Origin of the sequence: Enterobacter cancerogenus, assembly GCF_019047785.1 — a bacterium.
Classification (GTDB): domain Bacteria; phylum Pseudomonadota; class Gammaproteobacteria; order Enterobacterales; family Enterobacteriaceae; genus Enterobacter; species Enterobacter cancerogenus.
Genome location: NZ_CP077290.1, coordinates 2,776,870 through 2,802,599, shown reverse-complemented (window position 1 = coordinate 2,802,599; position 25,730 = coordinate 2,776,870). Strand labels below are relative to the sequence as shown.

The window sequence follows — 25,730 nt, the reverse complement described above, 5'->3', positions numbered from 1 at the left end:
TATTTATGGTGGGGTCACTTCAGGATATCGCATTGATGATCCTGTAATTCCTCAGCGGATGCGCGGTTAAGGGTGAGCAGGTTACGTTCGGTCGCCAGCAGAACAAATGAGCCGTCAGACTGCTGCGCCATCGCCAGCGCAAAGCGTCCCATATGGTCGCGCGCTTCCGGCAGCTCTTCCGCCAGCATCATGAACGGGCTGCGCTGTACCAGCTCGTTTTCCGTCACCCTGCGGGCGAGATATTCATGCCCTTCCAGTCCGCCGGGAAGCGGCAGCCACTGGGTACTGATCTGCCCCTGGCTGGCGTCCAGCTTTTGCCGCACGTCCGGACGCAGGCAGGAGATGTGAATATGGAAATGGTTCTGCGTGCGGCCAGTCGGGGAGTTGATGGTCAGTGAGACGGCGCTGTCCGGCACGTCTGCGCCGCGCTTCTGGCTCATAAAGTTACGCGACTGCCACGCCAGCCAGAAGAAGTTAGGGGTTTGAGGCTCGGTCAGGAGCGGGCTTTCGGTGCCATTGATACGGTAGGTGGGCATCAGCAGATACTGCAGCGGACCGTTGCGGTCTTTAAACACCACGTAGCCTGCATCCGGCTTCACCTCTGCGCACGGCGCAGGGTTATCGTTTTTAAGCTGATTAGGCACGCACTGGTCGAGCACGATATGACGCAGCGCATTCGAATTACCCGCTTTTAAAAAGTACCAGCCCCCTGCGGCGAGCACGATAACAATCAAAATGAGCAAAAGTATTTTTTTCACAACGCGTTCCCTGTTTTTCATAGAGGCAAAAGAGTAACGCAAAATGATGACCAAATAAAAAACCCGGTGGATTTCTCACACCGGGTCACCGTGTCGTTCTGTGCGAAAGGCTAGCGTTTGCTGATCTGGTCGAAGGTGCCGCCATTGGAGAAATGCGTTTTCTGCGCGTTGGCCCAGCCGCCAAATTCCTCATCAATGGTGAAGAGTTTCAGTTTCGGGAAGGCGTTCTCGTACTTCTTCGCAACCGCCGGATCGCGCGGACGATAGAAGTTTTTCGCGGCAATGTCCTGGCCTTCCGGCGAGTAGAGATACTTCAGATAGGCCTCAGCCACCGCTTTGGTATCCTTTTTCTCCACCACCTTATCGACGATGGAGACAGTCGGTTCGGCGAGGATAGATTCGCTCGGGGTGACGATTTCAAACTTGTCTTTGCCCAGCTCGTTAGTCGCCAGCAGGGCTTCGTTTTCCCACGCAATCAGCACGTCACCAATGCCACGTTCCACGAAGGTATTGGTTGCGCCGCGCGCGCCGGAATCCAGCACTTCAACGTTTTTATACAGCGCTTTGACGAAATCCTGGGCTTTCGCCTGGTCACCGTTGTTGTGGTGTAATGCGTAGCCCCACGCCGCCAGGTAGTTCCAGCGTGCGCCGCCGGAGCTTTTCGGATTCGGGGTGATCACGGAAACGCCCGGCTTGACCAGGTCGTTCCAGTCATGGATCTGTTTCGGGTTGCCTTTACGCACCAGGAAAACGATGGTCGAGGTGTACGGCGCGGAGTTGTCCGGGAGGCGTTTGATCCAGTTCTTATCAATACGGCCACGCGCGGCAATGGCGTCTACGTCGTAGGCCAGCGCCAGGGTGACGACATCGGCTTCAATGCCGTTGATGACCGAGGTTGCCTGCTTACCGGAACCGCCGTGCGACTGGCGAACCACCACGTTATCACCGGTTTCCTGCTTCCAGTGCGCCGCAAAGGCCTTGTTATATTGATCGTACAGCTCGCGCGTCGGGTCGTACGACACGTTCAGGAGCTGAATGTCCTTTGCCAGCACGCTGGTCGATGCCAGCAATAATGTTAACCCTACGCCCCACTTGTTCATCGCCCGGCTCTCTTATGCAATGTTTTGATGATTGCAGCGTGCCAGAAAGCTAACCGATGATTAAAGAATAAAAAAAGATTGGCTATAACTTTGAGGAATAAAAAAGGAGGTTGAGTGCGTAAAAAAGCCGGGTAGCGGCTACGCCTTACCCGGCCTACGAACCAAGCTTTTGTAGGCCCGGTAAGCGCAGCGCCACCGGGCAACAGAGCCGATCAGTACAGTTTTTTCGCGCAGTCCAGCCAGTCACCTTTGAACGGACGCTTCATGTTTTCAATCGCGTCGATGATGTCATGGTGAACCAGTTTCTCGTTCTGAATACCGACGCAGCGGCCACCGTGGCCCTGCAGCAGCAGATCGATCGCATACGCGCCCATGCGGGACGCCAGGATACGGTCGTATGGCCCTGGGGAGCCGCCGCGCTGGATGTGGCCGAGTACGGTTGCACGGGTTTCGCGCTTGGTTTCGGTTTCGATATATTTCGCCAGTTCATCCACATCACAGATATGCTCGGTGATGGCCACGATCGCGTGTTTCTTACCTTTCGCGATACCGGCTTTGATTTCGTTCACCAGATCTTCACGGCTGAACTCCACTTCCGGCACCACGATGAACTCACAGCCACCCGCAATCGCCGCCGCAAGGGTCAGATCGCCACAGTAGCGGCCCATTACTTCCACGATGGAGATACGCTGGTGAGAAGAAGAGGTGTCGCGCAGACGGTCAATCGCTTCAACAACGGTACCCAGTGCGGTGAAGAAACCGATGGTGTAGTCGGTGCCTTTGATGTCGTTGTCGATGGTGCCCGGCAGGCCGATGCACGGGAAGCCCATTTCAGTCAGACGTTTTGCACCCATGTAGGAACCGTCACCGCCGATAACAACCAGCGCATCGAGGCCACGTTTTTTCATGTTTTCGATAGCCACTGCACGAACGTGTTCGTCACGGAATTCCGGGAAGCGTGCGGAGCCGAGGAAGGTGCCGCCACGGTTGATCATGTCAGACACGCTGTAACGGTCGAGCTGAACCATACGGTCTTCATACAAGCCCAGGTAACCGTCATAGACGCCAAACACTTCCAGACCTTCGGTCAGGGCTGCACGAACAACCCCACGAATTGCCGCGTTCATGCCGGGCGCATCACCGCCGCTTGTCAACACACCGATTTTCTTAATCATGACTACCTCTGAACTTAGGAATGCAAAATTGAAATCTGTTGCCGAAAGAAATTATTCCATCAACGAATACTGCAAATAGTATATCAATCTCTTCCAGCTGAATTGATTCAGGTCAGACCCTATGGCGGTAATTTATACACAAAATGCTGGCCTGGCTCACTTTTTTACACCGTATTACGAAAGCTGAACGTGTCCGGGTACAACCGAGCAGGGGTCCTGGTGAATGATGACGTCTGAACCAGGAAAACGCTGCAAAATCGCCTGCTCGACCTGCTCAGCTATGATGTGAGCCTGAACCAACGGCAGGTTGTCTTCCATTTCAATGTGAATCTGAATAAAGCGGGTCGGCCCTGACTGCCGCGTACGAAGATCGTGTGCCCCACTGACGCCGGGCCAGGAGGTCACGATGGAATATATATCATCGCGTTCTGCGTCCGGAAGCGCGCGGTCGAGAAGCGATTGCACCGCGTCATACCCCATCCGTAAAGCGCTATACAAGATATAGACGCCAATTCCTAACGCAAACAACGCGTCCGCACGATGCCAGCCATACCAGGCCAGACCGAGCGCAATAAGAATCGCCCCATTCATCATAACATCAGACTGATAATGAAGCATATCTGCCCGTACCGCCTGGCTTTGCGTTTTACGCACGACCCAGCGCTGGAACGTTACCAGAACAAGAGTGCTTATAAGTGCGATTACCGTAACAGCCACGCCGACGCCCGGATCGTTCATCGGTGTCGGCGAGGCGAGATGCTGAATGCCGGTTAAAAACAGGAACAGCGCCGAACCGGAAATAAACATGCTTTGCGCCAGCGCCGCCAGCGATTCCGCCTTTCCGTGCCCGAAGGTGTGCTCTTCATCAGCCGGTTGCAGCGAATAGCGCACCACCAGCAGGTTGGTCAGCGAGGCGGCAATATCCACCAGCGAGTCCACCAGGGCAGCCAGAATACTGACCGAGCCCGTGTACCACCACGCAAAAATTTTGATAATCAGCAAACACGACGCCATCACCGTCGCGGCTATTGCGGCCCGGCTAACCAGCCGGCCATAGGATTGATTCATAAACACTCCTGTCATGCCATGGCGCTAGTATAACGGATGGAAGAGGAGTCTAAGGATGAATAAAAGGTTAACAAACCTGAATGACGGGCAAAAAAAACCCCCACATCATGTGGGGGAAGACAGGGATGGTGTCTATGGCAAGGAAAACAGGGTTTACTGGTTACTACGGGTGCTGCTATTGCTACTGAAAAACGTTGTTTCTGAGCTTCGCTGCATCCGTGCAACCTCACGCAACTGGTCCATTCGTTGCTGATGTTTGTCGTTCAAAACCGCTTGCTGCTCGGGCGATAGCAGGTGGAACATCTGGTTGCGGACCTTCGCCATCTCTACCTGGCGGTCAACCTGTTCCTGAGCCATTTTTTCGGCCTGAGCGCGTACAGCGCTTTCGTCAAAATTTTCTGCGGTGACAAGGCGGTGCATTGTCTCCATTTCGCTAACATTAACAGGGGGCTGCTCATGTCGTGCCCTCTGCATCAGATCTCGCATCTGTTGGCGTTGATGTTCGGTTAAACTTATGCCGTCAAACATATGGCTTTGGCTGCTATTCTGCGCTGCGCCCTCCTGCGAGGAACCGGTATCGCCGATGATAGCTACAGCAGCCTGGCTAAACGCACTGAAGGCCAGCGTTGAGGCCATGACGGCAGCGGTAACTTTGCGCATCACTTGCTCCCAAAATCTTTCATGTCGCGATTCAACGAGAGACAGTCTACGATTCAGGCTGCAAACATGCGTCAGGGGGTGTAAAACAACGTAAAGTCATGGATTAGATAGCCTTGATGTCGTAATTTCTGCCTCGGAGGTATTTAAACAATGAATAAAATTCTGTTAGTTGATGATGACCGAGAGCTGACTTCCCTTTTAAAGGAGTTGCTCGACATGGAAGGTTTCAACGTTCTGGTTGCCCACGATGGTGAGCAGGCGCTGAGTCTCCTTGATGACAGCATCGATCTACTTTTGCTCGACGTTATGATGCCGAAGAAAAACGGCATTGATACGCTGAAAGAGCTTCGCCAGACGCACCAGACCCCCGTTATCATGCTGACCGCACGCGGCAGCGAACTTGACCGTGTCCTTGGCCTTGAGCTGGGTGCGGATGACTATTTACCGAAACCGTTCAACGACCGTGAACTGGTGGCCCGTATTCGCGCAATCCTGCGTCGTTCCCACTGGAGCGAGCAGCAGCAAAATACGGACAACAGCTCGCCGACGCTGGAAGTGGACTCCCTGAGCCTGAACCCGGGTCGTCAGGAAGCCAGCTTTGACGGCCAGACGCTGGAATTAACCGGCACCGAGTTCACCCTGCTTTATCTGCTGGCGCAGCATCTCGGCCAGGTGGTATCGCGTGAACACCTGAGTCAGGAAGTGCTGGGCAAACGTCTCACGCCGTTTGACCGCGCCATCGACATGCATATTTCTAACCTGCGCCGTAAATTACCGGAGCGTAAAGACGGTCACCCGTGGTTTAAAACCCTACGTGGTCGCGGTTATCTGATGGTTTCCGCTTCATGATAGGCAGCTTAACCGCCCGCATCTTCGCCATCTTCTGGCTGACGCTGGCACTGGTTTTAATGCTCGTACTGATGTTGCCAAAACTCGACTCACGCCAGATGACGGAGCTTCTCGACAGTGAGCAACGTCAGGGCGTGATGATCGAACAACACGTCGAAGCCGAGCTGGCAAACGATCCGCCAAACGATTTGATGTGGTGGCGCAGGCTGTTTCGCGCTATCGACAAGTGGGCGCCGCCCGGACAACGTCTTCTGCTGGTGACCAGCGAAGGCCGCGTCATTGGGGCCGATCGCAATGAAATGCAGATCATCCGCAACTTCATTGGCCAGGCGGATAACGCCGACCACCCTCAGAAGAAAAAATATGGCCGGGTTGAGATGGTAGGGCCTTTCTCCGTCAGAGACGGGGAGGATAACTATCAGCTCTATCTGATTCGCCCTGCGAGCAGCTCCCAGACAGATTTCATCAACCTGCTGTTCGACCGCCCGCTTCTGCTGCTGATTGTGACTATGCTGCTCAGCTCGCCGCTGCTGCTCTGGCTGGCGTGGAGCCTGGCGAAACCGGCACGTAAGTTGAAAAACGCCGCCGACGAAGTGGCTCAGGGCAACCTGAGACAACATCCCGAGCTGGAAGCCGGGCCGCAGGAATTCCTGGCCGCCGGGACCAGTTTTAACCAGATGGTGAGCGCCCTTGACCGCATGATGACCGCGCAGCAACGCCTGCTATCGGACATCTCCCACGAACTGCGCACCCCGCTCACGCGACTGCAGCTTGGCACCGCGCTGTTGCGCCGCCGCAGCGGCGAGAGCAAAGAGCTGGAGCGTATTGAAACCGAAGCGCATCGTCTGGACAGCATGATCAACGATTTGCTGGTGATGTCGCGCAACCAGCAGAAAAACGCGCTGGTGAGCGAAACGGTCAAAGCCAACCATCTGTGGCATGAGGTGCTGGATAACGCGGCATTCGAAGCCGAGCAGATGGGGAAATCGTTCACCGTTAACTTCCCGCCAGGCCCATGGCCGCTTTACGGTAACCCTAACGCACTGGAAAGCGCGCTGGAGAATATCGTGCGTAACGCCCTGCGCTACTCGCACACGAAGATTGAGGTGGCGTTCTCGGTGGATAAAGACGGGATCACCATCATCGTGGACGACGACGGCCCGGGCGTGAGTCCGGAAGATCGCGAACAGATTTTCCGTCCGTTCTACCGTACCGACGAGGCGCGCGACCGCGAATCCGGCGGCACGGGGCTGGGGCTGGCGATTGTTGAAACCGCCATGCAGCAGCATCGTGGCTGGGTGAAAGCCGACGACAGCCCGCTGGGTGGACTGCGGTTAACGCTGTGGCTGCCGTTGTATAAGCGTTCGTAGCTGTTCGTTTTGTAGGCCCGGTAAGCGCAGCGCCACCGGGCAAATTCACGCAAGATGCCAACAAAAAAGCCGGGTGGCGGCTTCGCCTTACCCGGCCTGCATTTCGCCAGAAGGGATTATCTTCCCCACAATCTTCGCGAATTATCCTCAATTTTGTTGCTTAAACGCCGCTTTTGCATCGTTCTGGTCCAGCTTGTCGATAGCCCTGCCGCTGACAGCAGGCGATGATATTGCTCATCGTCAAAGGGCATATGCCAGGCGATCGCGCAGGCGTCGTACACCGACACATCACTCACGCGTGAAACGAGCGCCAGCGGGGCATCCGCCGAAACGTTCCCCGCCAGCACCACGCGGTAGAGCCAGCCGGTTTTACCGGCGCTTTGCAGCCGGGCGGACATATCTTCAATGCCAAAATGGTAGTTCAGCTTGAAGCACGGCGAGCGCGGCTGCGTCACCTGAATCAGGGCATCGCCCCAGCGGAAGATATCGCCGATAAAGACGTTTTGCTCGGTCAGCCCCTCGGTAGAGAGGTTCTCGCCAAAGGCGGGTGCGACGAAGCGCTCCGCCTGCTCGGGGAATTCACTCATCCAGTAAGCATAATGCTCGCGCGGATAGTGGCACAGCGCGCGCTCCGGCCCGCCGTGAATTTTCTTTTCGGCCTGCTCATCGCCCACGAGACCGCGCTCGGTGAGGCTCAACTCGCCGTCAACCTGCACTTTGGCGATGGCGCTCGGGCGGCTGCCTTCGTATTCCGTTACCTTGCCTGTAAACACGTTGACCGGGTAGTGCATCTCTACTCCTTCAGATACAAAAAAAGCGAGTCATCAGACTCGCTTCTCACAGGCGTCAATGCAACCTTATTTTTTCGCAGCGAAACGTGCTGCAGCTTCGTCCCAGTTCACCACGTCCCAGAAGGCTTTGATGTAGTCTGGACGACGGTTCTGGAACTTCAGGTAGTAAGCGTGTTCCCAAACGTCCAGGCCCAGGATTGGGAAACCGGATGCGCCAGAGATCGCTTCACCCATCAGCGGGGAGTCCTGGTTTGCGGTAGAAACCACCGCCAGTTTGTCACCTTTCAGGACCAGCCACGCCCAGCCAGAGCCGAAACGGGTCGCAGCGGCTTTCTCGAATTCCGCTTTGAAGTTGTCTACGGAACCGAAGTCGCGCTCGATAGCCGCTTTCAGGTCGCCCTGCAGGGTGGTACCGGTTTTCAGGCCTTTCCAGAACAGGCTGTGGTTAGCGTGGCCGCCTGCGTTGTTACGCAGAACGGTTTTCTTGTCTGCTGGCAGCTGGTCCAGTTTGGTGATCAGCTCTTCAACCGGCAGGCTAGCGAACTCTGGCAGGCTTTCCAGCGCAGCGTTGGCGTTGTTCACGTAGGTCTGGTGGTGTTTAGTGTGATGGATTTCCATCGTCTGCTTGTCGAAATGCGGTTCCAGTGCGTCGTAGGCATACGGCAGGGATGGCAGTGTATAACTCATAATCCTCTCCATTAGTGTCGGGCGGCACAGCTGTTAATGCCGCGTAAGCAGTTGGTTCATTATAGTTAATTAAATGATATTGAAAATGATTATCAATGCCGTAGTTTTTATAAGGTTATTCATTTTCCCTCTCATCGCGAAATTGTGAGTCTGCTCACGCGGTTAACGTGCTGATTGCCATCCTGAACAAAAGTGCGGCAACCTTCTGAAGGTTCCCAAACCGCCTAATTTTTACACTCATCAAGTCGGCGGGCAGCCACCGACTATAAAAACGATGAGGATGTAAAAATGAATCATGCGATTACGATGGGTATTTTCTGGCATTTGATAGGCGCAGCCAGTGCAGCCTGTTTCTATGCCCCGTTTAAAAAGGTTAAACATTGGTCATGGGAAACCATGTGGTCCGTCGGCGGTACGGTGTCATGGCTGATTTTGCCGTGGACCATCAGCGCCATGCTCCTGCCCGATTTCTGGGGCTATTTCTCCTCCTTCAGCGCCTCTACCCTGCTGCCGGTCTTCCTGTTTGGCGCGATGTGGGGCATCGGCAACATCAACTATGGCCTCACCATGCGCTACCTCGGCATGTCGATGGGTATCGGCATCGCGATTGGCATTACGCTGATTGTCGGCACCCTGATGACGCCAATCCTCAACGGCAATTTCGACGTGCTGATCAATACCGAAGGCGGGCGCATGACGCTGCTGGGCGTGCTGGTCGCGGTGATCGGCGTAGGCATCGTGACCCGCGCGGGCCAGCTTAAAGAGCGCAAGATGGGCATCAAAGCCGAGGACTTCAACCTGAAGAAAGGGCTGCTGCTGGCGGTAATGTGCGGCATCTTCTCCGCCGGTATGTCCTTCGCCATGAACGCCGCCAAACCGATGCACGAAGCCGCCGCCGCGCTGGGCGTCGACCCGCTGTACGTTGCCCTGCCAAGCTACGTGGTGATCATGGGCGGCGGCGCGCTGGTCAACCTGGGCTTCTGCTTTATTCGTCTGGCAAAAGTGAAGAACCTGTCGGTAAAAGCCGACTTCTCGCTGGCAAAACCGCTGATCGTAACCAACGTGCTGCTCTCCGCGTTGGGTGGGCTGATGTGGTATCTGCAGTTCTTCTTCTACGCCTGGGGCCACGCCAGCATTCCGGCGCAGTACGATTACATGAGCTGGATGCTGCACATGAGCTTCTACGTGCTGTGCGGCGGCCTGGTGGGGCTGGTGCTGAAGGAGTGGAACAACGCCGGGCGTCGTCCGGTGGGCGTGCTGAGCCTCGGCTGCGTGGTGATTATTATCGCCGCCAACATTGTTGGCCTCGGCATGGCGAACTGATCACGCCGCCTTTCGACTACGATGACGCCACTGTACCGGCGTCATCCCCACCTCGCGGTTAAACACCACCGAAAAGTAGTTGCTGTCCTCAAAGCCGCAGCGCATCGCCACTTCACTCACCATCAGCTCCGTATGCTGGAGCAAATACTGAGCGTGGCAGATGCGCAGCTGGCGCAGATAGTGGTTCACCGTCATCCCGGTCTGGGTGCGGAACTGCTGGCGTAACGCGCGTTCGCTGCACTGCTCCTGCTCGCAGAACTTTTCCAGCACGAAACTCTTGTTCAGGCTGCCCGCAAGTTGGGTGATGAGCTTATCAAGCAGCGCCTCCTGAGTGGTGGCGGAGGGGTTGTCGGTAGCATAACGATAGCGCTTGAGGGTCATTACCAGCTGGGCAAAGAGCAGCTCCGCCATCTGGTTAGCCTCGGGATCGTTTTTCAGGCTCTCCTGTTCAAGCTGGGAAATCACCTGCCGGACCTGGGTCATGCCGTTGCTGCTTAAGCGCCAGTGCGGTGCGCCCTTCGCATCAACAAACCCCGGAATGTTTGCGGCCCAGTCGACGTTGAGTTTGAGCCTGTCCGGGCAGTAGATGACGTTCTGCAACACCAGGTCGTTCACCGAGGCGTAGGAGTGTTTGTCCTCGGCGCGAATGTAAAACAGATCCCCGCGCGTAATGCGGTAAGGCCGGTCGTTAAGGACGTGCAGGCCGTTGCCCCGCCACACCAGCACCAGCTCGCAAAATTCATGCGTGTGTTCGGCAAAGACGTTTTGCGGATAGCGATCGGCCACCGCAACGGCCTGGCCTGCGGAGGCAAAAAAATCATCTTTGCGAAGAATTAACTGAGCAGCCACACCACAACCTCACGGGCGAATAACCTGACATTATTAGCCTTTTTGCGGCGAAAAAACGGTGATTGCCCTCGCGTTACTGAAGCGACGCGTCCTTGCCCTGGCGAATGTCGCGCGGCGACCAGCTGAATTCACGGCGAAACAGCGTCGAAAAGTGGTTACTGTCGCCGAAACCGCAACGATAAGCGATGTCCGTGACGCTTTCATCCGTGTGGCGCAGCAGATGCCGGGCCTTGATTAAACGCAGGCGGTTAAGATAGCGCTGTGGGGTCAGCCCGGTGTGCTGCTTCAGCTGGCGGTGCAGGGTACGCAGCGACAGCGAGAAATCATCCGCCAGCGTTTCCCAGCAGATATCCTCAGCAAAGTGATCTTCCAGCCAGGCCATCAGCTGGTTAAGGCGCGCAGCGTTATTTTCCAGCCCCTCCACCAGGCTACTGCGGCGCAGCAGCACCAGCAGTTGCATAAACAGAAGTTCACGCGTGGCAACAACGTGCGTCTCCAGCCCCTCCTCGCTCTGCTCCATCTGGCTCACCAGCTGGCGCACCTGCTGCAACGTGGACTGATTAACCCGCCAGTGCGACGGATAGTGCCCGTCTTTCTCCTGGGGCAAAAGCTGATTAAGCCCGGACAAAAACTGGAACGCATCCGGCGAGCGATACAGCACGTTGGTCAGGCACAGGTTGTCGGTATGTTCGTATAAATGCCGGTCGTGATCGCGTACAAAGCAGACCGTGCCACCGCTGATGGTGTACGGCTGGCCGTTGAAGACGTGAATGCCCGTGCCGTGCTCAACAATCACAATCTCATGGAAATCATGATGATGTTCCGGAAACGCTGCCTGCGGGAGCCGTGGCTCAATCGCGACAGGCGATCCGCCCGAAGGAAAAAAATCCACGCTGTGTAGTACGGTCATAACGGCCCCCACCAATGAGAAAAGTTCTCAAAATAGTAATTAAGGCCCGGCGCACGCACCTTAAATTTTCAGCAGCAAACCTCGCAAAAGCTGTCCGTTTTTCAAGAAACGGGCGGAAAGATCGGGAAATGCGGTAAGCGTCACACTGCCTGAAAACCCCGTCATTACTGGAAACTGTGAACTGCCTCACGTTCACCTTTGCTTTCTTGCCAGCGCGCGATTTGCCCTGTCACTGGCGAGAAGGTGCCTTTTTCTTCCCTTTCTTACACTCACCGCTAATGACTTGAGAAAGGACGTGACCATGACTTTTCGCCATTGTGTGGCTGTCGATTTAGGCGCATCCAGCGGCCGCGTAATGCTGGCGACCTGGGACCGTAGCCAGCGCACGCTTTCGCTTCGCGAAATGCACCGTTTTGCCAACTGTCTGCAAAAGCGGGACGGCTTTGATACCTGGGACATTGACGGCCTGGAGGCGGCAATCCGTACCGGGCTTGAGAGTGTCTGCAATGACGGCATCCGTATCGACAGCATCGGAATTGATACCTGGGGCGTGGATTACGTCCTGCTGGACGACGCTGGCGAACGCGTCGGCCTACCCGTCTCTTACCGCGACAGCCGTACCGACGGCGTCATGGCGCATGCCATCGCCCAGCTGGGTAAAGAGACGATCTACGGGCGCAGCGGCATTCAGTTCCTGCCGTTTAACACCCTGTATCAGCTGCGCGCCCTGGTCGAACAGCAGCCGGAACTGGCCGCAAAGGCGGCGCACGCCCTGCTGATCCCCGACTACTTCAGCTACCGCCTGACCGGCAACCTGAACTGGGAATACACCAACGCCACCACCACGCAACTGGTGAACATCAATTCCGATAACTGGGACGAAAACCTGCTGGCCTGGACGGGCGCCTCGCCGTCGTGGTTTGGCACGCCGACCCATCCGGGCAATGTGATTGGCGAGTGGCTCTGCCCGCAGGGCAATCCGATCCCGGTGGTGGCCGTGGCGAGCCACGATACCGCCAGCGCGGTCATCGCCGCGCCGCTTGCCGACAAAGACGCGGCGTATCTCTCTTCCGGCACCTGGTCGCTGATGGGTTTTGAGAGCAAAATGCCCTACACCAGCGACGCCGCGCTGGCGGCGAACATCACCAACGAGGGCGGCGCAGAAGGCCGTTACCGGGTGTTAAAGAACATCATGGGGCTGTGGCTGCTCCAGCGGGTGCTGAAAGAGCAGAACATCACCGACCTGGCCTCGCTGATTGCAGAAACCGAAAAGCTGACGGCCTGCACGTACCTGATCAACCCCAATGACGACCGCTTTATCAACCCGGCGCACATGAGCGCCGAGATCCAGGCCGCCTGCGTCGAGGCCGGCCAGCCGGTGCCGTCCCGCCCTGCCGAGCTGGCGCGCTGTATTTTTGACAGCCTCGCCCTGCTGTATGCCGACATTCTCGACGAACTGGCGAGCCTTCGCGGCAGGCCGTTCAGCCGGTTGCACATCGTTGGCGGCGGCTGCCAGAACCAGCTGCTGAACCAGCTTTGCGCCGACGCCTGCGGGATCACCGTCGTCGCCGGGCCGGTTGAGGCCTCCACGCTCGGCAATATCGGCATTCAGCTGATGACCCTGGACGAACTGGCGAGCGTCGACGATTTCCGCTCGGTAGTGGCCGACAACTATGGCCTGACCACCTTCACTCCCCATCCCTGCCATGACATTGCCCGCTACCGGGCGCAGTTTCAGCAAAAACGACTGACTAAGGAGCTTTGCGCATGACCACTCAACTTGAACAAGCCTGGGACCTGGCTAAACAGCGTTTCGCCGCCGTCGGCGTGGATGTCGACGCGGCGCTGCGCCAGCTCGACCGTCTGCCCGTCTCTATGCACTGCTGGCAGGGCGATGACGTCGCCGGTTTCGAGAACCCAGGCGGTTCGCTGACGGGTGGCATTCAGGCAACGGGTAATTATCCGGGCAAAGCGCGCAACGCCAGCGAACTGCGTGCCGACCTGGAGCTGGCGCTGAGCCTGATCCCGGGGCCAAAACGCCTGAATCTGCACGCCATCTATCTCGAATCCGACGAGCCGGTGGCGCGTAACGAGATCAAACCGGAACACTTTACGAACTGGGTGGCGTGGGCCAAAGCCAACCGGCTGGGGCTGGACTTTAACCCGTCCTGCTTCTCGCACCCGCTGAGCGCCGATGGCTTTACCCTCGCCCACGCCAACGATGAAATCCGCCAGTTCTGGATTGACCACGTCAAAGCCAGCCGCCGCGTCTCGGCGTACTTCGGCGAGCAGCTCGGCACGCCGTCAGTGATGAACATCTGGATCCCGGACGGCATGAAGGACATCACCGTTGACCGCCTGGCGCCGCGTCAGCGCCTGCTGGCCGCACTGGATGAAGCCATCAGCGAAAAACTGGACCCGGCGCACCACATCGACGCCGTGGAGAGCAAGCTGTTCGGCATCGGCGCGGAGAGCTACACCGTCGGCTCGAACGAGTTCTACATGGGCTACGCTACCAGCCGCCAGACCGCGCTGTGCCTGGACGCCGGTCACTTCCACCCGACGGAGGTGATCTCCGACAAAATCTCCGCCGCCATGCTCTACGTGCCGCGCCTGCTGCTGCACGTCAGCCGTCCGGTGCGCTGGGACAGCGACCACGTGGTGTTGCTGGATGACGAAACTCAGGCAATCGCCAGCGAAATCATCCGCCACGACCTGTTCGACCGCGTGCACATTGGCCTCGATTTCTTTGACGCCTCCATCAACCGCATCGCGGCGTGGGTTATCGGCACCCGCAATATGAAGAAAGCCCTGCTGCGCGCCCTGCTGGAGCCAACCGCCGCGCTGAAGCAGCTGGAGGAAAACGGCGACTACACCGCCCGTCTGGCGCTGCTGGAGGAGCAGAAATCCCTGCCGTGGCAGGCGGTGTGGGAGATGTACTGCCAGCGTCACGACGCCCCGGCGGGCAGCCAGTGGCTGGATAACGTGCGGGCGTATGAGAAAGACGTGTTGAGCCAGCGCGGGTAATTGCCCCCTCATCCCTGCCCTCTCCCCAAGGGGAGAGGGAGCAAACCATCCCCTCGCCCCGTTGGGGAGAGGGTTAGGGTGAGGGGAAACTCTCACCGCGATAACTGGAAATGAAAACTATGCAAACCATCACTAACGCCTGGTTCGTCCAGGGCATGATCAAAGCCACCTCCGACGCCTGGCTCAAGGGCTGGGACGAGCGTAACGGCGGCAACCTGACGCTGCGTCTGGACGACGCGGACATCGAGCCGTACGTCGCCGATTTCCACCCGCAGCCGCGCTATATCGCGCTGAGCCAGCCGATGCCGCTGCTTGCCAATACGCCGTTTATCGTCACCGGTTCCGGCAAGTTTTTCCGCAACGTACAGCTTGATCCACAGGCCAACCTCGGGGTGGTGAAAGTGGACAGCGACGGCGCAGGCTACCACATTCTTTGGGGGCTGACGGACGAGGCGGTGCCCACCTCTGAACTGCCTGCGCACTTCCTTTCCCACTGCGAGCGCATCAAGGCGACCCAGGGCAAAGACCGCGTGATCATGCATTGCCACGCCACCAACCTGATTGCCCTGACCTACGTGCTGGAAAACAGTTCGGATTTGATCACCCGCAAGCTGTGGGAAGGCAGTACCGAATGTCTGGTGGTCTTCCCGGACGGCGTGGGCATTCTGCCGTGGATGGTGCCGGGCACCGACGAGATCGGCCAGGCCACCGCGACGGATATGCAAAAACATTCCCTGGTGCTGTGGCCGTTCCACGGCGTATTCGGCAGCGGCCCGACGCTGGATGAAACCTTTGGCCTGATCGACACCGCCGAGAAGTCGGCTGAAGTGCTGGTGAAAGTCTACGCCATGGGCGGCATGAAGCAGACCATCACCCGTGAAGAGCTGATCGCGCTGGGCAAACGCTTCGGCGTCACCCCAATGCAGTCAGCGTTAGCATTGTACCCATAAAAACATCGCGCCCCGCTCATTGAGACGGGGCGAAAACCACCTGCAATCCCTACAACTGACTCATGTGGAGTAAAAGCAATGAAAATAAAGACAAGCTTGATCCTCACCGTTGCCGCACTGGCGTTGTCCGGTTCCGCTTTAGCAGAAGTGAAAATCGCCCTCGTGGCGAAGTCCTTAGGGAATGGATTCTTCGAGGCAGCGAACGTTGGCGCGCAGGAGGCGGCCAAAGAGTTAGGCGATGTAAAAGTGATTTATACCGGCCCGACCACCACCACGGCGGAAGCGCAGATCGAAGTGCTGAACGGGCTGATCGCCCAGGGCGTGGATGCGATCGCCATCTCGGCGAACGATCCGGATGCGGTCGTGCCGGTGCTGAAAAAAGCGATGCAGCGCGGCATCAAGGTTGTCTCGTGGGATTCCGGCGTGGCGAAGGCCGGGCGTCAAATCCACCTGAACCCGTCGAACAACGCTCTGATCGGTGAAACCAACGTCAAACTTGCCGTCGACGCGCTAAAAGCGCTGAACGTCGAGAAAGGCGACGTGGCGGTGCTGAGCGCCACGCCAACCTCAACCAACCAGAATACCTGGATTGCGGAGATGAAAAAGGTGCTGCCGAAGTACCCGTCCGTCAATCTGGTGACCGTGGCCTACGGCGACGATCTCTCTGACAAAAGCTACCGCGAAGCGGTCGGCCTGCTGAAAACCTGGCCCGATCTGAAAGTGATCGTCTCGCCGTCGTCGGTGGGCATTGTGGCCGCCGCGCAGGCGGTCAAAGACCAGGGCAAGATCGGCAAAGTGTACGTCACCGGTTTAGGTCTACCGTCTGAAATGGCGGGCGCGGTGAAATCCGGGGCAAGCAAGAGTTTTGCCATCTGGAACCCGATTGACCTTGGCTACGCTGCCACCTATCTGGCGGATGACCTGGTAAAAGGCACCGCCACCAAAGGCGAAGCCAGCATGGGCAAACTCGGCAAAGTGAAGCTGGATGCCGACGGCAACGGGGCGATGGCCGAGCCGTTCGTCTACGATGCCAGCAACATTGATAAGTTCTCGAAGATTTTCTAACCCTTTCCCCCTCTCCCTGTGGGAGAGGGTCGGGGTGAGGGCATCAGGCCGCATCTCCCCTCACCCTAACCCTCTCCCGAGGGGAGAGGGGATCTAACGGAGAACTATCATGACCCCATTGCTACAGCTTTCGGGCATCACCAAGGTCTTCCCCGGCGTGCGCGCCCTTGAGAATGTGCAGCTTGCGCTGTGGCCCGGCAAAGTGACCGCGCTTATCGGCGAAAACGGCGCGGGCAAATCGACGCTGGTCAAAGTGATGACCGGCATTTATCAGCCTGACGAGGGCGAAATCCTCTATAAGGCCATCCCTGTACATCTCCCGACGCCGGAATCGGCGCACAAGATCGGCATTACCGCCATTCATCAGGAAACGGTGCTGTTCGATGAACTGTCGGTCACCGAAAATATTTTTGTCGGCCAGTATCTCTGTAAAGGCGTTTTCAACACCCTCGACTGGCCGGCGATGCACCGTCGGGCGCAGGCTATCCTCACGCGTCTGGAAGTGCAGATCGACCCGCGCGCAACGCTGAAAACCCTGAGCATCGCCCAGCGTCATATGGTCGCCATCGCCCGCGCGCTGTCGTTTGAGGCGCAGGTGGTGATTCTTGATGAACCGACCGCCGCGCTGTCGCAGCATGAAATTCTCGAGTTCTATCAGATAGTGGAGCGCCTGAAGCAGGAGGGAAAAGCGATCCTGTTTATCTCCCACAAGTTCGACGAGATTTTTGAGCTGGCGGATCACTACACCATTTTGCGCGATGGCGTGTTTGTCGGGGAAGGATCGATAAACACGATCACCGAAGAGCGGATGGTGTCGATGATGGTCGGGCGGGCCATTACCCAGACCTTCCCGAAAGTCGACTGCGAAAAAGGCGAGACGGTGCTGGAGGTGAAAAATCTTTGCCACCCGACCGAGTTCGCCAATATCTCGTTCTCCCTGCGCAAGGGTGAGATCCTCGGTTTTTACGGGCTGGTCGGCGCGGGGCGTACCGAGCTGATGCAGGCGCTTTCCGGCATCACCCGTCCGTCCTCGGGCGAGATTGTGCTTAACGGTAAAACGCAGCATTTCCGCCAGCCGGCGGACGCCATCAACGCCGGCATTGTCTGCGTGCCGGAAGAACGCCAGAAACAGGGGGCGATTATCGCGCTGCCGATTGCGCAGAACATCAGCCTGCCGCAGCTCGGCAAACTTAACCCGAACGGCGTGTTGCATGACGAACGCGAATGGCGACTGGCTGACGAATACGCCACCCGCCTGCAGGTCAAAGCCTTTAGCTGGAAACAGGCGGTGGAAACCCTCTCCGGCGGCAACCAGCAAAAGGTGGTGATCGGCAAGTGGCTGGCGACGCATCCTGCCGTGATCATCCTCGATGAACCGACTAAAGGTATCGATATCGGCTCAAAAGCCGCCGTTCATCAATTTATGTCTGAACTGGTGGGTCAGGGGCTGGCGGTGATTATGGTCTCGTCCGAACTGCCGGAAGTGATGGGCATGGCGGACCGCATCATCGTGATGCACGAAGGGCTGATGGTGGCCGAATATCAGGCGGGCGACGCGACGGCGGAAACCATCGTCAGCGCCGCCAGCGGTGTAAAACAGGAGGCGGCGTGATGCTTAACTCACTGATGAAACACCGTGAAGCCCTGCTGGGCGCGGTCATTGTGCTGATGATTATCGCCATCGGCAGCCGCGTGCCGTCGTTTCTCGCGCCGGGCAACCTGGTGGAGATATTCAATGACACCTCGATTCTGATCGTTCTCGCCCTCGGGCAGATGATGGTGCTGCTGACCAAAGGCATCGACCTCTCCATGGCGGCCAACCTGGCGCTAACCGGGATGATCGTCGCGCTGATTAACTTCCACTACCCGGACGTGCCCGTCTGGGGGCTACTGATGCTGGCAAGCGCGCTCGGGCTGGTAATGGGGATGATTAATGGCCTGCTGGTGTGGAAGCTGGGTATTCCGGCGATTGTGGTCACCCTCGGCACCATGAGCATCTACCGCGGGATTATCTTTCTGCTTTCCGGCGGCGGCTGGGTCAACGCCAACCAGATGAGCGCGGACTTCCTCGGCCTGCCGCGCGCGGCGGTGCTGGGCCTGCCGGTACTGAGCTGGTGCGCCGTTGCCGCGCTGCTGCTGGTGGGCTACTTCCTGCGCTACAGCCGCACCGGCCGCGCGCTGTATACCGCAGGCGGCAACGCTACCGCAGCGTATTACACCGGGATCAACGTCGGAAAAATGCAGTTCGTCAGCTTCTGCCTTTCCGGCCTGCTGGCAGGCTTCTGCGGCTATCTGTGGATCTCCCGCTTTGCCGTTGCGTATGTCGACGTGGCTAACGGTTTTGAGCTGCAGGTCGTGGCAGCCTGTGTGATTGGTGGGATCAGCACCATGGGCGGCACCGGGCGCGTGCTCGGCTGTCTGTTCGGCGCGCTGTTCCTCGGCGTCATCAATAACGCCCTGCCGGTAATCGGCGTCTCGCCGTTCTGGCAAATGGCGATTTCCGGCACGGTGATCGTCATTGCGGTGTTGCTCAACGAACGCGGCAACAAACGTAAAGGCAGGCTGATCCTGCGCGACGCGGCGCTGGCGCGTCAGAAACTGGCGGTGAAATCATGAGCAAAATGATGACCACTGAAGAGATCAAAAACGTGCCTGCTGCGCCGGGCCTGCTCCAGCGCCTGCTGTGCTGGGAAGGTTTCCTGCTGGCCGTTACGCTGGCGGTGTTCGTGGGCAACGCCCTCGCCTCGCCTTACTTCCTCAACGTCTGGAACCTCTCCGACGCGACGTTCAACTTCACCGAGAAGGCGATCATCGTCCTGCCGATGGCGATGCTGATTATCGCCCGTGAGATTGACCTGTCGGTGGCCTCGACCATCGCGCTCAGCTCTACGGCGATGGGCTTTTGCGCGGCGGCGGGCATGGATACGCCCCTGCTGGTGTGCGTGGGATTAGGCGTCGGGCTGCTGTGCGGGCTGTTCAACGGCATTCTGGTGACGCGCTTTAACCTGTCGTCCATCGTCATCACCATCGGCACCATGAGCCTGTACCGCGGGATCACCTACATCCTGCTGGGTGATCAGGCGCTGAACAGCTACCCGGAGAGCTTCGCGTGGCTGGGGCAAGGCTACGTCTGGGGCGCGCTGTCGTTTGAGTTTGCGCTGTTTATCGTGCTGGCAGCCGTGTTTGCCTTTGTGCTGCACCGCACCAACTTTGGTCGCCGCACGTACGCCATCGGCAATAACCCGACCGGCGCGTGGTATGCCGGGATCAACGTTAAACGCCACAACCTGATCCTGTTTGCGCTGGTGGGGCTGATGGCGGGCCTCGCCTCGGTGCTGCTCACCTCGCGCCTGGGCAGCACGCGCCCGACGATCGCGATGGGCTGGGAACTGGCGGTGGTGACGATGGCGGTGCTCGGCGGCGTCAATATTTTAGGCGGGTCCGGCAGCATGGTCGGCGTGATTATCGCCGCCTTCCTGATGGGGCTGGTGACCTTTGGCCTGAGCTTGCTAAACGTGCCCGGCATCGTGATGTCAGTGATCGTCGGCGCAATGCTGATCGTGGTGATTTCACTGCCGATTATCACGCGACGGATGATGCAGCGAAGACGGATTCCATAGCCGGGTGGCACTACGTTTACCCGGCCTGCGGATCGCAGGCCCGCGCAAGCGCAGCGCCGCCGGGCATAAAAATCACAGTAATTAAGGAGAATTATCATGAGCTTTATGTTGGCGCTTCCTAAAATCAGCCTGCACGGCGCGGGCGCAATCGGCGATATGGTCAACCTGGTGGCGAACAAGCAGTGGGGAAAAGCGCTGATTGTCACCGACGGCCAGCTGGTTAAACTCGGCCTGCTCGACAGCCTGTTTACCGCACTGGATGCCCACGAGATGTCGTATCACCTGTTTGATGAGGTGTTCCCGAACCCAACGGAAGCGCTGGTGCAACAGGGGTTTGCGGCATTCCGCGACGCGGAGTGTGATTACCTGATCGCCTTCGGCGGCGGCAGCCCGATCGATACCGCCAAGGCGATCAAAATTCTGACCGCTAACCCCGGCCCGTCCACTGCCTACTCCGGCGTCGGCAAGGTGAAAAACGCAGGCGTGCCGCTGGTGGCGATCAATACCACCGCCGGCACGGCGGCGGAGATGACCAGCAACGCGGTGATTATTGATTCCGCGCGTCAGGTGAAAGAGGTAATTATCGACCCGAACATCATCCCGGATATTGCCGTAGACGACGCCAGCGTGATGCTTGATATTCCGGCTTCCGTCACCGCCGCGACGGGGATGGACGCCCTGACCCACGCCATCGAAGCTTACGTTTCCGTGGGCGCACACCCGCTCACCGACGCCAACGCGCTGGAAGCGATTCGCCTGATCACCCTGTGGCTGCCGAAAGCGGTCGACGAGGGCCATAACCTTGAAGCCCGCGAGCAGATGGCGTTCGGTCAATATCTGGCGGGCATGGCGTTTAACAGCGCCGGTCTGGGTCTGGTTCACGCCCTGGCGCATCAACCGGGCGCGACGCACAACCTGCCGCACGGCGTGTGTAACGCCATCCTGCTGCCGATCATCGAAAACTTTAACCGCCCGAACGCGGTGGCGCGCTTTGCCCGCGTGGCGCAGGCGATGGGTGTCGATACGCGCGGGATGAGCGATGAAGCAGCAAGCATGTCAGCCATTCAGGCGATTCGCGATCTGAGTACCCGCGTCGGCATTCCGTCCGGCTTTAGCCAGCTCGGCGTGACCAAAGCGGACATCGAAGGCTGGCTGGATAAAGCCCTCGCCGACCCGTGCGCACCTTGCAACCCGCGAACCGCCAGCCGCGATGAGGTCCGCGAGCTGTACCTGGAGGCATTATGATCCGCAAAGCGTTTGTCATGCAGGTTAACCCGGACGCGCACGAAGAGTACGCGCGCCGCCACAATCCCATCTGGCCCGAGCTGGAAGCTGTGCTGAAAGATCACGGCGCGCATCATTACGCCATCTATCTCGACAAGGAACGCCACCTGCTGTTCGCAACCGTAGAGATTGAATCCGAAGCGCGCTGGAACGCGGTAGCAAGTACCGACGTCTGCCAACGCTGGTGGAGACATATGCGCGAGGTTATGCCATCGAACCCGGACAACAGCCCGGTGAGCGCGGAGTTGAAAGAGGTGTTTTACCTGGAATAATGCGTTTTACGCTGCCGCCTTCGCGGCAGCGTCATAAGACGGTACTTGCATCGTTCCCGCGTGGAATAAGGGACAAACCGTTATTCACATTCTTCGCTGTCTTGCTGACAGAGCCGGTAGTCATACGGCACTTTTCTCGCGTTTTCATTCACTCCCCTTAATTTGGTTAAAAAATGCCTGGTCAATGTCTCAAAAAGGCATCGATAGGGCGTAAATATGATCGGCCTTTACCTTCTAAAACGGCATCGGGCATACGCTTAAGCGAACAGGCACATGACAAGGGCGAGATGAGGATGACGTTATCGGCCTCTGTAATGACAGTAGTGTTGATGGGTGTAATAAGAGGTGGGTAAATATGGCCTTACACGGAACGTTGATACTTAATGGCGCAGATTATGCGCCCTTTAACCTGTATGGGGTCGGGGTTTTTATGGCTCACTCCGGGCAGGGAGCTTATCGTAATCAGGAAGCCTGCGGAGCAATTAAAGGGTCAGGACCAATCCCACTGGGTAAATACTGGATTGTCGACAGGGGTACCGGGGGGCCCTTCTCTTCACTAAAGGCCAAGGTGCAGGACCAGTGGAACAAAGTGAGATCAGGTGCGGAATTTGGCCGTGATGAGTGGTTTGCCCTATACAAGGACGATTTAGGGATCGACGATGGTACATGGGTCAATCAAGTCAACCGAGGATTGTTCAGACTTCACCCGGGTACAATGTCAGAAGGGTGCATAACAATCGCCCATAACTCCGATTATGCAATGATCCGCAACGCTTTGATGAGTACTAACCTTATCCAGGTTCCTTGCATGCGTTCACTTATGGCTCGCGGTTGTATCGAGGTGACAGGCGATGGATATAACCATACTTGCCCGTAAATGGGGAGTCAGACTGCTTAAGATCGCCTTATTTTTGCTAATGAGCGTCATGGTTGGACGTTCGCTGGGTCCCTCAAGAGCATATATCAATTATGACGTGGCAATGGCCATTTGCGTATTCATCTATGGCGATGCGAATGCAGAAACAATGTACGAGACATATACAAACCTCGATATATTGACCGTCCTTACGCTCACCACCGTGATTTATCTCTTAACAATGAAGTTACTCAAAAAAATAAGGAACACATAACATGCCAATTCCTCCCTATATGTGGCTCAAAGACGATGGCGGTGCAGATATCAAAGGCTCAGTAGATGTCAAAGACCGCGAAGGAAGCATTGAGATTATCGGGCTGAGTCATGGCGTCAATTTGCCGGTAGACAGCGCTAATGGGGCGATCACCGGTACGCGTCAGCACTCTTCAATGAGAATCGAAAAGGAAGTGGATAGTTCTACTCCCTATCTTTATAAAGCCGCTGCCACCGGCCAGGCGCTGAAAAGCGCAGAAATTAAGTTCTATCACATCAACGATGCAGGTCAGGAGGTGTGTTATTACACCGTATTTATGGAGAACGTAAAGGTAACCGGCGTTAACTGTAGCGTGCCAAACGTGAAAATCGCAGCCAACGACAAAATCAATCACGTCGAAAGCGTCAGCTTGCAGTATGAGAAAATCACCTGGCGCATTGTTGACGGCAATATCCAGCATAGCGACGCGTGGAACGAACGCGCCACGGCATGAAGATGAGGCGGCACGGGGCTGCTGGCGGTGGTGGCAAACAGCCCAGGCGATTTGGCCATGGCTTTTAACGACGTGATCGTTAATTTTGTTCCGCCACCAGCAGCGCGTGCGTGTCCGGCTCCAGCGCCTTAAAGATATGCGGCTGGTCTGCCGGATAACAGATGTAGTCCCCTTCCCCCAGCTCCTCCGGGTTATCCAGTAGCCCCACTTTCGCGCGGCCCTGGGTCACGATAATGTGCTCTACCGATCCCGGCGGATGCGGCTGGGAAATGCGGTCTGCGCCAGGCTGGGTGAGCAGCAAATAGATATCACGCCGCGCCCCCGGCGGGCATGCCGCCAGCAATATGGCTTCATAGTTGGCCTGCCCGGCAATCACCTTGGTTCCTTCTCCCCGGCGGATCACCTGTGTCGTGGGCAGCTGCGGCTCCAGCAGACGGGCAAAGGGAATATCCAGCGCCACGCAAAGCGACCAGAGCGTTTCCAGGCTCGGGTTACCGTTGCCGGACTCTAGCTGCGAAAGCGTGGATTTCGCGATCCCGGCACGGCGGGCAATTTCCGCCAGTGAGTGCCCGGTTCGCAGGCGTTCTCGCACCAGACTTTTGGCGATCACGCTGATTGGCTGCGTCATAAACGGCCCTATACTCTGTTAAAACGAACGATTCGTTCATCTTGTAAAACATCGTTGATCCGTTCATTATAATGGAAATACGTTCGATATGGCTAAAATTGTATGACGCATCCTCTCTCCTGCCTCAAAGGCGACACGATAAAAGCGATCGTTCTGGTCTGCCTGGCGGTTGGCGTCGTCGGCATGTCTTATGGATCGCTGGCGATGGCGTACGGGTTTCCGCTCTGGGTGCCCTTTGTCCTGTCACTCACCGTGCTGGCGGGTGCATCCGAGTTTATGTTTATCGGCATTGTGGCGAGCGGCGGTAACCCGCTGGCGGCCGCGGCGGCGGGATTACTGGTTAACGCCCGCCACGTTCCGTTTGGCGTCACGGTGCGCGAGCTGGTCGGCAAACGCGGCCTGAGCTTCCTGGGCTGCCACATCATGAATGACGAAAGCGTGGTATTTGGGCTGTCGCAAAACACGCCCGAGCAGCGTAAAGCCGCCTACTGGCTGTGCGGCCTGGGCGTGGCCATCATCTGGCCTCTTGGCGCGTTGCTGGGGGCGATGGTCGGCAAACTGCTGCCGGACCCGGAAACCATCGGCCTGGACGCGGTTTTCCCCGCCATTTTGCTGGCGTTAGTGGTACCGGCGTTTAAAAACCGCACCACGCTTATCCGCGCCTGCAGCGGCGCGGTGCTGTCGCTGGCCGCCGTGCCGTTTGCCCCGGCCGGCTTGCCGGTACTGCTCTCGTTACTGGGCCTCGTCGCGAGGAAAAAATAATGGAAAACATGACGCTATTTATTCTTGGCATCGCCATCCTCTCGGCGGGAACCTACCTCATGCGCCTTGGCGGGGCGAAGCTTGGCAGTCGGCTGGCCTTGTCCGAACGCTCTCAGGCGCTGCTGTCGGATGCGGCGACGGTGCTGCTGTTTTCCGTGGCGCTGGCGACCACCTTCTATGAAGGGGAGCATTTCGCCGGCATGGCCCGCGTGCTCGGCGTGGCCTTTGCGGTGTTTTTAGCCTGGCGAAAAATGCCGCTGATCGTGGTGATTATCGCGGCGGCAATCGTGACGGCGCTGCTGCGGCTGGCCGGTATTCATTAATCCCCCTCCCTTCCTGACGATGTCATATTCGTCAGGAAAATCAGTTCTCTCCGGTATGTGGCCTCGCCCACACTTTTTCGCTTCCGTTCGGTGCTGTCTTGTCACGCCCGGCTGACATTTTCACGCTCAGCCTCCTGCCGCCGCCCCCGTAGAATCAGGTCACGCAATTCTCAACGGAGTGACACGATGGCGCACCTGACAGCCGACTGTATCGACCTCAATATCCAGGGCAACACCCCCTATTCCATCCTCAAAACGCTGGCGGACATGGCCTGGCAAAATGGCTTCGTCAGCGACCGAGGCGCGTTCTTACAAACGCTTCTGTTGCGCGAAAAGCTGCACTCCACCGGTTTTGGCTCGGGTGTCGCCGTACCCCACGGCAAAAGCCCTGCGGTGAAGCAGCCCTTCGTGCTGTTTGCGCGTAACACCCCGGGCGTCGACTGGAAAGCCAGCGACGGCGAAGCGGTAACCTGCTGGATCTGCCTTGGCGTGCCGCAACAGGGGGAAGACGGACAGGTGAAAATGATTGGCACCCTGTGCCGGAAGATCATTCATCCGGCGTTTATTTCACAGCTCAAGCAGGGCGATCGGCACCAGATCCTGGCGCTGCTCAACCAGACGTTGGGCGAATAGGAG

The 25,730-nt window shown here is 57.6% G+C and carries 27 protein-coding genes; 17 read left to right on the top strand and 10 right to left on the bottom strand.

Annotated features, from left to right (window positions below; genetic code table 11):
• Positions 1 to 14: 14 nt before the first annotated feature.
• The 5 genes from I6L58_RS13210 to cpxP all read right to left on the bottom strand — a co-directional run bounded on the left by I6L58_RS13210 (position 15) and on the right by cpxP (position 4,761).
• Positions 15 to 779: a CDP-diacylglycerol diphosphatase gene (locus I6L58_RS13210; RefSeq protein ID WP_006179165.1), complete on the bottom strand. Its 765-nt coding sequence runs from the start codon at positions 777 to 779 to the stop codon at positions 15 to 17.
• An 89-nt stretch (positions 780 to 868) separates the two neighbouring features.
• Positions 869 to 1,858 (bottom strand): sulfate ABC transporter substrate-binding protein, encoded by a 990-nt coding sequence (locus I6L58_RS13205; protein ID WP_006179164.1) that lies wholly within the window; start codon positions 1,856 to 1,858, stop codon positions 869 to 871.
• 212 nt (positions 1,859 to 2,070) lie between these two features.
• Positions 2,071 to 3,033, bottom strand: a complete 963-nt coding sequence (gene pfkA / locus I6L58_RS13200) for a 6-phosphofructokinase (RefSeq protein WP_006179162.1) — start codon at positions 3,031 to 3,033, stop codon at positions 2,071 to 2,073.
• A 174-nt stretch (positions 3,034 to 3,207) separates the two neighbouring features.
• Positions 3,208 to 4,101 carry a CDF family cation-efflux transporter FieF gene (gene fieF / locus I6L58_RS13195; protein WP_042322666.1) on the bottom strand — a complete coding sequence of 298 codons (894 nt, stop codon included), beginning with the start codon at positions 4,099 to 4,101 and terminating at the stop codon, positions 3,208 to 3,210.
• 153 nt (positions 4,102 to 4,254) lie between these two features.
• Positions 4,255 to 4,761 carry a cell-envelope stress modulator CpxP gene (gene cpxP, locus I6L58_RS13190; protein ID WP_006179160.1) on the bottom strand — a complete coding sequence of 169 codons (507 nt, stop codon included), beginning with the start codon at positions 4,759 to 4,761 and terminating at the stop codon, positions 4,255 to 4,257.
• A 150-nt stretch (positions 4,762 to 4,911) separates the two neighbouring features.
• Between cpxP and cpxR the strand changes: the two genes are divergently transcribed.
• Positions 4,912 to 5,610, top strand: a complete 699-nt coding sequence (gene cpxR / locus I6L58_RS13185; protein WP_006179159.1) for an envelope stress response regulator transcription factor CpxR — start codon at positions 4,912 to 4,914, stop codon at positions 5,608 to 5,610.
• Positions 5,607 to 6,980 carry an envelope stress sensor histidine kinase CpxA gene (cpxA, locus tag I6L58_RS13180; protein WP_006179158.1) on the top strand — a complete coding sequence of 458 codons (1,374 nt, stop codon included), beginning with the start codon at positions 5,607 to 5,609 and terminating at the stop codon, positions 6,978 to 6,980. Before cpxR ends, cpxA begins: the two co-directional genes overlap by 4 nt.
• A 116-nt stretch (positions 6,981 to 7,096) precedes the next feature.
• Here the strand turns inward: cpxA and yiiM are convergent, their stop codons facing one another.
• Together yiiM and sodA are read right to left on the bottom strand one after the other, a co-directional pair.
• Complete coding sequence (gene yiiM, locus I6L58_RS13175; protein ID WP_006179157.1) at positions 7,097 to 7,771, bottom strand: 6-hydroxyaminopurine reductase; 675 nt, start codon at positions 7,769 to 7,771, stop codon at positions 7,097 to 7,099.
• Positions 7,772 to 7,837: 66 nt separating this feature from the next.
• Positions 7,838 to 8,458 carry a superoxide dismutase [Mn] gene (gene sodA, locus I6L58_RS13170; protein ID WP_014833772.1) on the bottom strand — a complete coding sequence of 207 codons (621 nt, stop codon included), beginning with the start codon at positions 8,456 to 8,458 and terminating at the stop codon, positions 7,838 to 7,840.
• Positions 8,459 to 8,746: 288 nt separating this feature from the next.
• Between sodA and rhaT the strand changes: the two genes are divergently transcribed.
• Positions 8,747 to 9,781 (top strand): L-rhamnose/proton symporter RhaT, encoded by a 1,035-nt coding sequence (gene rhaT, locus I6L58_RS13165; RefSeq protein WP_058610685.1) that lies wholly within the window; start codon positions 8,747 to 8,749, stop codon positions 9,779 to 9,781.
• Here rhaT and rhaR read toward each other — a convergent pair whose 3' ends face one another.
• Both rhaR and rhaS (I6L58_RS13155) read right to left on the bottom strand, forming a co-directional pair.
• Positions 9,782 to 10,630 (bottom strand): HTH-type transcriptional activator RhaR, encoded by an 849-nt coding sequence (gene rhaR / locus I6L58_RS13160; protein ID WP_006179153.1) that lies wholly within the window; start codon positions 10,628 to 10,630, stop codon positions 9,782 to 9,784.
• Between the two features lie 73 nt (positions 10,631 to 10,703).
• Complete coding sequence (gene rhaS, locus I6L58_RS13155) at positions 10,704 to 11,540, bottom strand: HTH-type transcriptional activator RhaS (protein WP_088209376.1); 837 nt, start codon at positions 11,538 to 11,540, stop codon at positions 10,704 to 10,706.
• Between the two features lie 301 nt (positions 11,541 to 11,841).
• Here rhaS (I6L58_RS13155) and rhaB point away from each other — a divergent pair, with 301 nt between their 5' ends.
• From rhaB to I6L58_RS13100, 11 genes are all read left to right on the top strand, one after another.
• On the top strand, positions 11,842 to 13,311 hold the full coding sequence (gene rhaB, locus I6L58_RS13150; RefSeq protein WP_088209374.1) for a rhamnulokinase: 1,470 nt from the start codon (positions 11,842 to 11,844) through the stop codon (positions 13,309 to 13,311).
• Entirely contained in the window at positions 13,308 to 14,567 is a 1,260-nt protein-coding gene (gene rhaA, locus I6L58_RS13145; protein WP_058610687.1) for an L-rhamnose isomerase, read from the top strand. The genes rhaB and rhaA overlap by 4 nt, the downstream gene beginning before the upstream one ends.
• Positions 14,568 to 14,686: 119 nt before the next feature.
• Positions 14,687 to 15,517: a rhamnulose-1-phosphate aldolase gene (gene rhaD, locus I6L58_RS13140; RefSeq protein WP_006179149.1), complete on the top strand. Its 831-nt coding sequence runs from the start codon at positions 14,687 to 14,689 to the stop codon at positions 15,515 to 15,517.
• Between the two features lie 78 nt (positions 15,518 to 15,595).
• Positions 15,596 to 16,582: a rhamnose ABC transporter substrate-binding protein gene (rhaS, locus tag I6L58_RS13135; protein ID WP_088209373.1), complete on the top strand. Its 987-nt coding sequence runs from the start codon at positions 15,596 to 15,598 to the stop codon at positions 16,580 to 16,582.
• Between the two features lie 109 nt (positions 16,583 to 16,691).
• Positions 16,692 to 18,194, top strand: a complete 1,503-nt coding sequence (locus I6L58_RS13130; protein WP_088209372.1) for a sugar ABC transporter ATP-binding protein — start codon at positions 16,692 to 16,694, stop codon at positions 18,192 to 18,194.
• Positions 18,194 to 19,198 carry an ABC transporter permease gene (locus tag I6L58_RS13125; RefSeq protein ID WP_088209371.1) on the top strand — a complete coding sequence of 335 codons (1,005 nt, stop codon included), beginning with the start codon at positions 18,194 to 18,196 and terminating at the stop codon, positions 19,196 to 19,198. Before I6L58_RS13130 ends, I6L58_RS13125 begins: the two co-directional genes overlap by 1 nt.
• Entirely contained in the window at positions 19,195 to 20,202 is a 1,008-nt protein-coding gene (locus I6L58_RS13120; RefSeq protein WP_006179145.1) for an ABC transporter permease, read from the top strand. The genes I6L58_RS13125 and I6L58_RS13120 overlap by 4 nt, the downstream gene beginning before the upstream one ends.
• A 96-nt stretch (positions 20,203 to 20,298) precedes the next feature.
• On the top strand, positions 20,299 to 21,447 hold the full coding sequence (gene fucO, locus I6L58_RS13115) for a lactaldehyde reductase (protein WP_088209370.1): 1,149 nt from the start codon (positions 20,299 to 20,301) through the stop codon (positions 21,445 to 21,447).
• The gene (gene rhaM, locus I6L58_RS13110; RefSeq protein WP_088209369.1) at positions 21,444 to 21,758 is read left to right on the top strand and encodes an L-rhamnose mutarotase; all 315 of its coding nucleotides are present in this window, start codon (positions 21,444 to 21,446) and stop codon (positions 21,756 to 21,758) included. Before fucO ends, rhaM begins: the two co-directional genes overlap by 4 nt.
• 355 nt (positions 21,759 to 22,113) lie before the next feature.
• A complete protein-coding gene (locus I6L58_RS13105; RefSeq protein ID WP_006179142.1) occupies positions 22,114 to 22,635 on the top strand; it encodes a DUF2778 domain-containing protein in 522 nt (173 codons plus the stop codon).
• A 254-nt stretch (positions 22,636 to 22,889) separates the two neighbouring features.
• Positions 22,890 to 23,381: an Hcp family type VI secretion system effector gene (locus tag I6L58_RS13100; protein ID WP_042322658.1), complete on the top strand. Its 492-nt coding sequence runs from the start codon at positions 22,890 to 22,892 to the stop codon at positions 23,379 to 23,381.
• Between the two features lie 79 nt (positions 23,382 to 23,460).
• On the opposite strand, the gene I6L58_RS13095 is transcribed toward I6L58_RS13100, so the two are convergent.
• Positions 23,461 to 24,009 carry a helix-turn-helix domain-containing protein gene (locus tag I6L58_RS13095; RefSeq protein WP_006179139.1) on the bottom strand — a complete coding sequence of 183 codons (549 nt, stop codon included), beginning with the start codon at positions 24,007 to 24,009 and terminating at the stop codon, positions 23,461 to 23,463.
• Positions 24,010 to 24,111: 102 nt separating this feature from the next.
• On the opposite strand from I6L58_RS13095, the gene I6L58_RS13090 reads away from it, so the two are divergent.
• The 3 genes from I6L58_RS13090 (at position 24,112) to I6L58_RS13080 (ending at position 25,727) form a co-directional block, all read left to right on the top strand.
• Complete coding sequence (locus I6L58_RS13090; protein WP_088209367.1) at positions 24,112 to 24,771, top strand: AzlC family ABC transporter permease; 660 nt, start codon at positions 24,112 to 24,114, stop codon at positions 24,769 to 24,771.
• Complete coding sequence (locus I6L58_RS13085; protein WP_006179137.1) at positions 24,771 to 25,094, top strand: AzlD domain-containing protein; 324 nt, start codon at positions 24,771 to 24,773, stop codon at positions 25,092 to 25,094. Before I6L58_RS13090 ends, I6L58_RS13085 begins: the two co-directional genes overlap by 1 nt.
• 186 nt (positions 25,095 to 25,280) lie before the next feature.
• Complete coding sequence (locus I6L58_RS13080; RefSeq protein WP_088209366.1) at positions 25,281 to 25,727, top strand: PTS fructose transporter subunit IIA; 447 nt, start codon at positions 25,281 to 25,283, stop codon at positions 25,725 to 25,727.
• The last annotated feature ends 3 nt before the right edge of the window (positions 25,728 to 25,730 follow it).